An 11,574-nucleotide genomic window follows, 5' to 3' on the forward strand; every position below is an offset into this window, starting at 1 on the left:
TGAAGGCGCGCTCGGGCACTCATCTGAGCAGCCGCAGCAGGGCGCGTCCCGCAGGCGACCTCAGTTCCTTGGCATCGAGCGTGCCGTCCTTGTCGGGATTGGCGGCATTGAAGCGCTGCTCCACGACGGCGAGATATTCATCCAGTGTCAGCGTTCCGTCGTGATCCGGATCAGCGGCTGCAAGCTCCTTGGCAGTCAACCGTCCGCGCAGCTCGCGCGCGTCGAGCGTGCCGTCATGATCGGGATCGAGCTTGGCGAACACCGCAGCCGCGGCCTTCTTCACCTCGGCGAGATCGAGCGTGCCGTCATTGTCCGTATCGAACATCTTGACGGCGTTTGGGGATGCCGACCAGGCCGGACCACAGAGCAGCGTGCCTGCAAGCGCGAATGTCATGGATCGACGCGATATCATTTTAAGACCCTCCCGGCTCGAGCGTCCCGGCTCGCCAATGGAATCGAAATAGGTCGCCAGCCGGGGCTATGGTTCGAAGTCTACGCGGCTCGTGGTGCACACGCAAAGCTGGCAGCGACATGGCAGCCAATCTTCGTGCGGCGGAATTTCATCATTGCTACGGCAGGCAGCGCCTCACGACGCAAGCAAGGCCATCGAAGGCGTCTTGATGAGCAGGGGAATCATCGCAGATGGAAGACCAGCCTGCTCGCGATGAAGCAGGCACCGCGCGCTTAGTTCTCTTCCGAGACGACGGCGCTCTGCTGCGCCTTGTGGATCGACGACGGCACGACGCCAAAGTACTTCCGGAACACGCGGCTGAAATGTGACGAGCTCGAGAAGCCCCAGGAGAAGGCGACGTCGGTGATGGTCTTGCCGGCATGGGCCTCGAGCTCCTGGCGGCAGTTCTGAAGGCGCGCCTGCCAGATATAGTCGCTCACTGTCGTGCCACGCTCGCTGAACAGCATGTGCAGATAGCGCTTGGAACAGCCGAGCTCGGCGGAAATCTGGTCGATGCACAAATCCGGATCACGCAGATGCTCGCGGATGAAAAATTGGGCACGTACATACATTGCCTCGGGCCCGACCCGATCGAACATCGTGTCGGCCTCGCGCAGCGGCAACAGCAGCAGGTCGATCAGCGAATCGGCAACGCCGACCGCGCTGTTCGCCGAGAGCTTTGCGGCTTCGTCGAAAGTGGCGTGGACGAAGTCGTGGGCGATTCGCCCCGTGCCGGTGCGCGCCGACAGCTTGCAGGCCGGCATCCGCTGGGACGGGAAGCCGCGATCGCGCAGCAGCGCCTTCGGCACGATCACCACGTCATGCCGCGTGAAGGCGGGGCTGATGATCGAGTGCGGACAGGACACGTCATAGGCGATGATATCGCCGGGCATCAGCTCGATGTGGCGGCCTTCCTGCTCGAAATAGGAGACGCCGTAGGTCTGGAAATGGATCTTGATGTAGGGGTGCTCGTTGGCCTTTGCGCGCGCATGCGTGTGCGCGATGCGATGCTGGCTCACCTCGATCTGGCAGAGTTTCAGGCGCGACACCGTGGTGTAGTCGATGCGACCCTCGAGCGCGGACGCTTCCAGCGGATCGACGTCGAAATGCCCGCACAGGCTCGTCAGCCCGTCGACCCAGCTCTGGATCTGCCTCTTCGGCGTAAGTCCGGTCGTGCTGAGTGTGTGTATTGTGTCGGACATGATCCCAGCCACTGATTTGATTCAAATCGTGATGGGTGCCGCCAGAGGCCCCTTGTCACGATGAAGCGACGTTTACCTCAAATTAGGGCGGTCTTTGGAGCAAGCGCCAGTGCTCCGTCTGCCATCCTTAATTGACCGATCCTCGGCCTTAGTTGCAGCGCCGTCAAGGGGAACCTGAGTGCAGTGCCCGCGGCGAGGCGGCACAGAAGATGCTGAATTCGCTACTGCAAAATCAAAAAGTTCGCGGCTTTGCGCTGTCAAGCAAATGCCCTTCTCTCTTGGGCAAGTTTCCCGTTTACGAACCGGTTACGGATTGTGCCAGGAACAACAAGAAACGGGCCGTACCTGCAAGCGGACCTGTGGCTCACACCAGGAGGAGGAAACAGCACAGCATCGTTTCTGGTCCCAATCGTGACCGCCCTGCACGAGCAGACGCTGGACGCTAATGCCCAGCGGTACGCAATGCTTCGGAAACAATAAACGAGACCTAGGAGGAATGACTATGCGCAAGGTGCTACTGGCGACGTATCTTGGCTCTGCGGCGGTTCTGGCCGTCGGCAGCGCTTCAGCCAATGACGAGCTGAACAAGATGTCGCAAAACCCGAAAGACTGGGTGATGCCCACGGGCGACTACGCCAATTCCCGCTACTCCAAGCTCAACCAGATCAACGCACAGAACGTCGGCAAGCTGCAGGTCGCGTGGACCTTCTCCACCGGCGTGCTGCGCGGCCATGAAGGTGGGCCGCTCATCATCGGCAACGTGATGTACGTCCACACGCCGTTCCCGAACAAGGTCTACGCCATTGACCTTTCCAACGAGAACAAGATCATCTGGAAGTACGAGCCGAAGCAGGATCCGAACGTCATCCCGGTGATGTGCTGCGACACGGTCAATCGCGGCCTGGCCTATGGCGACGGCAAGATCTTCCTGCATCAGGCCGACACCACGCTCGTCGCGCTCGATGCCAAGACCGGTCAGGTAGCCTGGACCGCGAAGAACGGCGATCCCGCCAAGGGCGAGACCGGCACATCGGCGCCGATGGTCGTCAAGGACAAGGTGCTGATCGGCATCTCCGGCGGCGAGTTCGGCGTTCAAGCCCATATGACCGCCTACGACATCAAGACCGGCAAGCTGGCCTGGCGTGGGTATTCGGAAGGGCCGGATGATCAGATCCTGGTCGACGACAAGACCACTGCGCTCGGCAAGCCGGTCGGCAAAGACTCCAGCTTGAAGACCTGGCAAGGCGATCAGTGGAAGATCGGCGGCGGCGCGACTTGGGGCTGGATCTCCTACGACCCCGAACTCAATCTCATCTATTACGGGTCGGGCAACCCATCGACCTGGAACCCGAAGCAGCGTCCCGGCGACAACAAATGGTCGATGACGATCTGGGCGCGCAACCCGGATACCGGCGTTGCCAAGTGGGTCTACCAGATGACGCCTCACGACGAGTGGGACTATGACGGCGTCAACGAGATGATCCTCTCGGATCAGCAGATCAACGGCCAGGCACGCAAGCTGCTGACGCACTTCGATCGTAACGGCCTCGGCTATACGCTCGATCGCGCCACCGGCGAATTGCTGGTCGCCGAAAAGTATGATCCGAAGGTGAACTGGACCTCCGGCGTCGACATGGACAAGAACTCGCCGACCTATGGCCGTCCGAAGGTTCTCGACGCAGCGTCGACCGACAAGGCCGGCGAAGACCATAACGTGAAGGGCATCTGCCCGGCCGCGCTCGGCACCAAGGACGAGCAGCCGGCAGCCTACTCGCCGGACACGCAACTGTTCTACGTTCCGACCAACCACGTCTGCATGGACTACGAACCGTTCAAGGTCAGCTACACCGCGGGCCAGCCCTATGTGGGTGCGACGCTCTCGATGTATCCGCCGCAGGGCGAGACCAACATGGGCAACTTCATCGCCTGGGACGGCAAGACCGGCAAGATCGTATGGTCCAACAAGGAGCAGTTCTCGGTCTGGTCGGGTGCGCTCGCAACCGCCGGCGGCGTGGTGTTCTACGGCACGCTCGAAGGCTACCTGAAGGCGGTCGACGCCAAGACCGGCAAGGAGCTCTACAAGTTCAAGACTCCTTCCGGCATCATCGGCAACGTCACGACCTATGAGAACGGCGGCAAGCAGTACGTCGCAGTGCTCTCGGGCGTCGGCGGCTGGGCCGGCATCGGCCTGGCGGCAGGCCTGACCGATCCGACCGCCGGTCTCGGCGCAGTCGGCGGCTACGCGGCACTGTCGAACTACACGGCGCTCGGCGGCACGCTGACCGTGTTCTCGCTGCCGAACTAGCCTCGACCTCGTATCGTCCCGGCGCGTGGATCAACTCCACGCGCCGGCTCGTCTCCAACGCGCGCTGTCGAGGAAAAATCTCTTGCGTAGAATCTGCTCTGTCATAGCTGCGATGATCTTCGTCGCGTCCGGAGGAATTGCCTTCGCGGACGGCTCGGGCGACCCGGCTGCCGTCAAGCAAAACGAAAATGGTGAGTGGCTCGATAAGGAAGGAAATCCGACTTACAAGATTACAGCCGACGGGACCGTGGACTGGTACACCTATTCGGGATACCGCCGCTATCACTCGGACTGCCATGTCTGTCATGGCCCGGACGGAATGGGATCGACCTACGCTCCGGCGTTGAAGGACTCCCTGAAGACCATGAGCTACGCCGATTTCCTCGGCGTCGTCGCCTCAGGCCGCAAGAACGTCTCGACCGCGCAGGAGAACGTGATGCCGGCCTTCGGCGATAATCCGAACGTGGCCTGCTACATGGACGATCTCTACGTCTATCTGCGCGCCCGCTCCAACGAAGCCTGGGGCCGCGCGCGGCCGGGCAAGCATGAGGACAAGACGGAGCCCTATACAAAGGCTGAAGACTCCTGCATGGGCAGGAAATGAACGATTGGAGCACGGCCGAGACAACTTCTTGGCGTCTCCGGCAGAGAATTTGAGGAGCTTACGATGAAGACACGTGCCGCCGTCGCTTTCGAAGCGAAAAAACCGCTTGAAATCGTCGAGGTCGATCTGGAGGGGCCGAAGACCGGCGAAGTTCTGGTCGAGATCAAGGCGACCGGAATCTGCCACACCGACGCCTACACGCTCGACGGTTTCGACAGCGAAGGAATCTTCCCCTCGATCCTGGGCCATGAGGGCGCCGGCATCATTCGCGAGATCGGCGCTGGCGTGACCTCGGTGAAGCCTGGCGATCACGTCATCCCGCTCTACACGCCCGAATGCCGGCAGTGCAAAAGCTGCCTGAGCGGAAAGACCAACCTGTGCACCGCGATCCGCGCGACGCAAGGCAAGGGCGTGATGCCCGACGGCACCAGCCGCTTCTCCTACAAGGGCAAGCCGATCTATCACTATATGGGCTGCTCGACCTTCTCGAACTTCACGGTGCTGCCGGAGATCGCCGTCGCCAAGATCCGCGAGGATGCCCCCTTCGACAAGAGCTGCTACATCGGCTGCGGCGTCACGACCGGCGTCGGCGCCGTCGTCAACACCGCCAAGGTCACGCCGGGCTCCAACGTCGTGGTGTTCGGCCTCGGCGGCATCGGCCTCAACGTCATCCAGGGCGCCAAGATGGCCGGCGCCGACAAGATCATCGGCGTCGACATCAACGACTCCAAGGAGGATTGGGGCCGCAAGTTCGGGATGACGCACTTCGTCAACCCCAAGAAGGTGACCGGCGACATCGTCCAGCACCTGGTGACGCTGACCGATGGCGGCGCCGACTACACCTTCGACTGCACCGGCAACACCACGGTGATGCGCCAGGCGCTGGAATGCTGCCATCGCGGCTGGGGAACATCGATCATCATCGGCGTTGCAGAGGCCGGCAAGGAGATCGCCACCCGTCCGTTCCAGCTCGTCACCGGCCGCAACTGGAGAGGCACCGCGTTCGGCGGCGCCCGCGGCCGCACCGACGTGCCCAAGATCGTCGACTGGTACATGAACGGAAAGATCCAGATCGACCCCATGATCACCCACGTGCTGAAGCTCGAAGACATCAACAAGGGCTTCGACCTGATGCACGAGGGCAAGTCGATCCGCTCGGTCGTCGTCTACTAAACCAGAACCATCACCCACAAGGAGGATCGTCCTATGACTGTTGCTCTCCATCCCTCGATTGACAATGGCCTCAAACAGGGCAGCGGCAGCTTTGCCGGCGGCACACTGGTCTGCAAATGCAAGGACCACCCGGTCAAGGTCGGCATCAAGGGCGACGTGGCGCACAACCACGCCTGCGGCTGCACCAAATGCTGGAAGCCGCAGGGCGCGACGTTCTCCGTCGTCGCCGTGGTGCCGCGCCAGAACGTCACCGTGCTCGAGAACGGCGACAAGCTGCAGATCGTCGATCCGTCGGCGGTGATCCAGCGCTACGCCTGCAAGGCCTGCGGCACGCACATGTACGGCCGTATCGAGAACAAGGGCCACCCGTTCTACGGCCTCGACTTCATCCATCCCGAGCTGTTCCAGGAGCAGGGCTCGCAGGCGCCGCAATTTGCCGCCTTCGTCTCCTCCGTGATCGAATCGGGCGTGAAGCCGGAGCAGATGGCCGGCATCCGTTCGCGGCTGAAGGAAATCGGTCTCGAACCGTATGACTGCCTGTCGCCGGCGTTGATGGACGCGATCGCGACCCACGTCGCGAAGGCCAAGGCGGCGTAGGCACGGAGCTGCTTAGCGGCTGCCCGAGGCAACGCGTTCGGTCTTGCCCCCTCTCGGCTCGCTGGTCTGACCCCAGCGAGCCGGTCGGGTGCTCCGGGATTCGGATGCAAAGCGGATCGCCCGCATACCCGCATAACCGTCTCATTTGCTTGTGAGGCGGCTGGTTCCCGCAGCATCGAGAATTGTACTCACTCCGCAGTGCCGCCAGCTCGAACAGCTTGCGTCCCTGCGTTCTCCCTCCCTCGACTGAGGTCTCCTGCTTCGTCCGCGTAGATCATGCCGGACGAAGCTTTTTTATGTCGGTCGCAATGATGCTCTGCAGCACCGCGCAACGAGCAAGCGACGGATGGCGCCCAGCTTTTGACAAATCGGGGATGCAATCTGGTCGCGAGCACAAGCGGCTGTGATGCCCGCCGTGCCCGGTTTCTGCTAGCATCACGCTCGTCACGATGCCGCGCAAAATTCATCAAGCAAGAATCAGCCGGGAGGTATCGAGCACATTCCAGACATCGCCCGTCGTCATCCCTCCGCCCCGGGAGTTGCCTGGGTATGCGGAAGTACGGGATGCGGACGCCGCTGCACCAATCACGCCCATCAGATCATTGGCTTAAGAAGAGCGAGAAACGATCATGATCAAGATCAAAATCAACGGCCAGGAACAAAGCTGGGATGGCGACCCGGATCTTCCGCTGCTCTGGTTTCTCCGTGACGAGGTCGGACTGACCGGCACCAAATTCGGCTGCGGCCAGGCGCTGTGCGGCGCCTGCACCGTCATCGTCGACAAGGAAGCGGTGCGCTCTTGCATCACTTCGGTCAATGACGTGGCCGGACGCGAGGTCACGACCATCGAGGGCCTGCATCCAAACGGCGATCATCCCGTGCAGAAGGCGTGGCGCCAGGTCAACGTTCCCCAATGCGGTTTCTGCCAGGCCGGCCAGATCATGCAGGCCGCGGCGCTGCTGATGGACAATCCCAAGCCGTCACACGATCAGATTCGCGAGGCGATGGCCGGCAACATCTGCCGTTGCGGCTGCTACCAGCGCATCGAGAACGCCGTCCACCTCGCATCGACGGGAGTGTGATCATGAATTTCATCGACAACCCAAAGAAGCTTCGCGGCTTCGAGAAGCACGTCAGGATCGAGAAGGTTTCCCGCCGCAGCATCCTGAAGGGACTGGGCGTCACCGGCGGCTTCGTGCTCGCCGCGCCCGTGATGTCGCGCCAGGCCTTCGCCTATGAGACCGGCGCCGGAAAGATGCCGCACGGCGTCGTGGTCGACCCGCGCGTGTTCGTTGCGGTCGCACCCGACGGCATCGTCACCATCGTCGCCCACCGCTCCGAGATGGGCACCGGTGTGCGCACCAGCCTGCCGCTGATCGTCGCCGAGGAGATGGAAGCGGACTGGTCGAGGGTGAAGGTGCAGCAGGCCCATGGCGACGAAGTCAAGTTCGGCAACCAGGACACCGACGGCTCGCGCAGCACCCGCCACTATCTGATCCCGATGCGCCAGATCGGCGCCTCCGCCCGCATCATGCTCGAGCAGGCCGCGGCGAAACGCTGGGGCGTGCCGGCAACGGAAGTGAAAGCTGTCAATCACGAGGTCGTTCACGGCGCGAGCGGTCGCAAGCTCGGCTTTGGTGAGCTCGCAGCCGACGCAGCCAAGGAATCCCTGCCGAGCGTCGACAGCCTCAAGCTGAAGGACCCGAAGGATTTCCGCTATCTCACCAAGGGCCAGGTCAGCATCGTCGACCTCCACGACATCACCACCGGGAAGGCAGGCTATGGCGCCGACGTGCGGCTGCCCGGCATGAAATACGCCGTCATCGCGCGCCCGCCGGTGACCGGCGGCAAGCTGGTCTCGTTCGACCCGGCCGACGCGATGAAGGTCTCAGGCGTCGAGAAGGTGATGCAGGTGCGCGGCTGGCCGTGGCCCTCGAAGTTCCAGCCGCTCGGCGGCGTGGCCGTAATCGCCCGCAATACGGGCGCTGCGATCAAGGGCCGCGATGCGCTGAAGCTCGTCTGGGACGACGGCCCGAATGGCAAGTACGAGTCGGTCGCCTACCGCAAGGAGCTCGAGGAGGCCTCGCGCAAGCCCGGTCTCGTCGTGCGCAAGGAGGGCGATGCGGATGCCGCGCTCAAGAGCGCCGACAAGGTGATCGTCGGCGAGTACTACATCCCTCACCTCGCTCATGTCAGCATGGAGCCGCCCGTTGCGGTTGCTGACGTCAAGGGCGACAAGGCCGAGATCTGGGCGCCGGTGCAGAGCCCCGGCGGCACCCGCGAGGACGTCGCCAAGACGCTCGGCATCCCCGAGCAGAATGTGACCGTGAACGTGACGCTGCTCGGCGGCGGCTTTGGCCGCAAGTCGAAATGCGACTATGCGCTCGAGGCCGCCCTGCTCTCCAAGGAGCTCGGCACGCCCGTGAAGGTGCAGTGGACGCGCGAGGACGACCTCCACAACGGCTTCCTGCACACCGTCTCGGTCGAACGGATCGAGGCGGGCCTCGACAAGAGCGGCAAGGTGATTGCCTGGCGCCACCGCAGCGTCGCCCCCAGCATCGCCTCGACGTTTGCGGCCGGAACCGTGAACCAGGCCTCGTTCGAGCTCGGCATGGGGCTCGTCGACATGCCCTTCGAGATCGCCAACATCTCCTGCGAGAATCCGGAAGCGGCCGCCCACACCAGGATCGGCTGGTTCCGCTCGGTCTCCAACATCCCGCGCGCCTTCGCCGTGCAGTCGATGGTCGGCGAAATCGCGCAGGCCACCGGCCGCGACCAGAAGGACATGCTGCTCGAGCTGATCGGCTCGCCCCGCATCGTCAAGCTCGCCTCGGTGAAAGACCTCTGGAACTATGGCGAGCCCTATGACAGCTACCCGATCGATACCTCGCGCCTGCGCAAGGTGGTCGAGCTGGTGGCCGACAAGGGCGAATGGGGCCGCCAGGTGCCGAAGGGCCACGGCCTTGGCATCGCCGCGCATCGCAGCTTCGTCAGCTACATCGCGACCATCGTGGAAGTGGCCGTCGATGAAAAGGGCAAGCTGACGATCCCGCGGGTCGACACCGCCATCGACTGCGGCACCTTCGTCAATCCCGAGCGCATCCAGTCGCAGATCGAGGGCGCAGCGATCATGGGCCTGAGCCTCGCCAAATATGGCGAGATCACCTTCAAGGACGGCAAGGTCCAGCAGAAGAACTATGACGACTTCCCGGTGATCCGGATCGACGAATCTCCACTGGTGACCAACGTCCATATCGTGCCACCGGGGCCCGACACGCCGCCGAGCGGCGTCGGCGAGCCCGGCGTACCGCCATTCGCGCCGGCGCTGATCAACGCGATCTTCGCTGCGACCGGCAAGCGCATCCGCTCGTTGCCGATCGGCAAGCAATTGGAGACGTGATGAGGGAACGTTAGGCGACAGTTCGCCGTTGCCATCGATCTGACAGGAGAGATCGATGGACATCACCTCACGGGCGCTCGCAGTCTTGGTGCTGTCGGGCGCCTTTCTTTTGACTGCACAGGCCCAAAGCCAAGCACAGGGCAACACGACGCCTCCGGCCACCGCGACGCGTCCCTCTACGCCTGACCAGACCTCGCTTCCAAGCAACGCTCCACCAGCTTCGACCAGCCAGACCACGGGGCAGTCCAGTCAGGATCCGAAGGTCAAGGAGATGAACGCGAAGGAGAAGGGCAAGGTCGAGCGCGAGGGCAAGTAAGCCCGCCTCATTGCCGAACAAGCAGAATGCGGCGGACGCTTCGTCCGCCGCATTCGCTCGCCCCCTGGCCGCGCCGCTCGAGGTCGATCCGCCCTACTTCTTCAACGCGAACACCCAGATCACACCGCCCTGCGGCACGTTGGCCTCGATGCCGATGTTGTTGGTCGCAAGCGCATCCTGGATGCGTTGCGCGTCGACGCCCCAGCCGGACTGGATCGCGACATATTGCGTGCCGTCGATCTCATAGGAGATCGGCATGCCCATGATGCCGGAGTTGGTCTTCTGCTGCCACAGCAGCTCGCCGGTCTTGGCATTGAAGGCGCGGAAGTAACGGTCGTTGGTGCCGCCGGCGAAGACGAGATCGCCCGCTGTCGCCGTCACCGAGCCGAACAGCTGCGACTTCGGGAAGTCGTGCTGCCACACCTTCTTGCCGGTCGCGGGATCCCAGGCCTGGAGCTCGCCGAAATGATCCGCGCCGGGCTTCGCCTTCAGCCCGATGTCTTCCGGCTTGGTGCCGAGCCAAAGTTCGCCAGGCTTGAGCGCCACCTTCTCGCCGGTGAAGCCGCCGCAGAAGTTTTCGTTGGCGGGAACGTAGACGAGGCCGGTCTTCTGGCTGTAGGCCGCCGAGGGCCAGTCCTTGCCGCCCCACAGAGACGGGCAGAACTCAACGCGCTTGCCGATCACGGGCTTATGCGCGGGATCGACGATCGGTCGGCCGCTCTCGGCATCGATGCCCTTCCAGACGTCGGTGGAGACGAACGGCCAGCCGGCGACGTAGTTGATCTTCGTCGGTGTGCGCTCGAGCACCCAGAAGATCGCGTCACGCCCCGGATGGATCAGGCTCTTGATCGAGCGGCCGTCGCGTTGCAGATCGACCAGCATCGGCGCGTCGACCTCGTCCCAATCCCAGGAATCGTTCTGGTGGTACTGGTGATAGGTCTTGATCTTGCCGTTGGCAGGATCGAGCGCGATCACCGACGAGGTGTAGAGATTGTCGCCGGGATGGCTGTCGCCGGGCCATGGCGCGGCGTTGCCGACGCCCCAGTAGATCGTTTTCAAATCCTTGTCGTAGGTGCCGGTCATCCAGGCCGAGCCGCCGCCGGTCTTCCAGTCATCGCCCTGCCAGGTGTCGTGACCGGGTTCGCCCTCGCCCGGAATGGTGAAGGTGCGCCACAATTCCTTGCCGTCATTGGCGTCGAAGGCGGCGACATAGCCGCGCACGCCGAGTTCGCCGCCTGAGCCGCCGACGATGACCTTGCCGTCGACGACGAGCGGCATCAGGGTCATGTACTGGCCCTTCTTGTAGTCCTGCACTTTCGTATCCCAGACCACCTTGCCGGTCTTGGCATCGAGCGCGACGACGTGGTCGTCAGTGGTGGCGAGATAGAGCTTGTCCTCCCATCTGTGGACGCCCCCGTAAGTGCAAGTAGAATCTTTCGTGAGGCGCTGCGCGTAGTCGGGTGCTGACATCTGTCCGGCCTCTGATGCGACCGGTCATGTGTCGCGGGCCCGTATGGGAGTTCGCG

The 11,574-nt window shown here is 63.0% G+C and carries 9 protein-coding genes and 1 pseudogene; 7 read left to right on the plus strand and 3 right to left on the minus strand.

The window, feature by feature from the left end:
* Positions 1-19 precede the first annotated feature (19 nt).
* Positions 20-412: an EF-hand domain-containing protein gene (locus ACV1FX_RS10970; protein WP_473117563.1), complete on the minus strand. Its 393-nt coding sequence runs from the start codon at positions 410-412 to the stop codon at positions 20-22.
* Positions 413-684: 272 nt separating this feature from the next.
* Positions 685-1,653 (minus strand): helix-turn-helix domain-containing protein, encoded by a 969-nt coding sequence (locus ACV1FX_RS10975; protein ID WP_473117564.1) that lies wholly within the window; start codon positions 1,651-1,653, stop codon positions 685-687.
* Between the two features lie 502 nt (positions 1,654-2,155).
* On the opposite strand from ACV1FX_RS10975, the gene xoxF5 reads away from it, so the two are divergent.
* From xoxF5 to ACV1FX_RS11010, 7 genes are all read left to right on the plus strand, one after another.
* Positions 2,156-3,958, plus strand: a complete 1,803-nt coding sequence (gene xoxF5 / locus ACV1FX_RS10980; RefSeq protein ID WP_473117565.1) for a lanthanide-dependent methanol dehydrogenase XoxF5 — start codon at positions 2,156-2,158, stop codon at positions 3,956-3,958.
* 112 nt (positions 3,959-4,070) lie between these two features.
* Positions 4,071-4,562: a c-type cytochrome, methanol metabolism-related gene (locus ACV1FX_RS10985; RefSeq protein WP_473117584.1), complete on the plus strand. Its 492-nt coding sequence runs from the start codon at positions 4,071-4,073 to the stop codon at positions 4,560-4,562.
* 63 nt (positions 4,563-4,625) lie between these two features.
* Complete coding sequence (locus ACV1FX_RS10990) at positions 4,626-5,735, plus strand: S-(hydroxymethyl)glutathione dehydrogenase/class III alcohol dehydrogenase (RefSeq protein WP_473117566.1); 1,110 nt, start codon at positions 4,626-4,628, stop codon at positions 5,733-5,735.
* Positions 5,736-5,768: 33 nt separating this feature from the next.
* The gene (gene gfa / locus ACV1FX_RS10995; RefSeq protein ID WP_473117567.1) at positions 5,769-6,332 is read left to right on the plus strand and encodes an S-(hydroxymethyl)glutathione synthase; all 564 of its coding nucleotides are present in this window, start codon (positions 5,769-5,771) and stop codon (positions 6,330-6,332) included.
* Positions 6,333-6,961: 629 nt separating this feature from the next.
* Positions 6,962-7,414 (plus strand): (2Fe-2S)-binding protein, encoded by a 453-nt coding sequence (locus tag ACV1FX_RS11000; protein WP_473117568.1) that lies wholly within the window; start codon positions 6,962-6,964, stop codon positions 7,412-7,414.
* A 2-nt stretch (positions 7,415-7,416) separates the two neighbouring features.
* On the plus strand, positions 7,417-9,732 hold the full coding sequence (locus ACV1FX_RS11005) for a xanthine dehydrogenase family protein molybdopterin-binding subunit (protein ID WP_473117569.1): 2,316 nt from the start codon (positions 7,417-7,419) through the stop codon (positions 9,730-9,732).
* 55 nt (positions 9,733-9,787) lie between these two features.
* Complete coding sequence (locus ACV1FX_RS11010) at positions 9,788-10,048, plus strand: hypothetical protein (protein WP_473117570.1); 261 nt, start codon at positions 9,788-9,790, stop codon at positions 10,046-10,048.
* Positions 10,049-10,141: 93 nt separating this feature from the next.
* Here the strand turns inward: ACV1FX_RS11010 and ACV1FX_RS11015 are convergent.
* A pseudogene (locus tag ACV1FX_RS11015) lies at positions 10,142-11,470 on the minus strand (PQQ-dependent dehydrogenase, methanol/ethanol family); the annotation flags it as partial.
* Positions 11,471-11,574 lie beyond the last annotated feature (104 nt).

Source organism: Bradyrhizobium ingae (assembly GCF_055791185.1).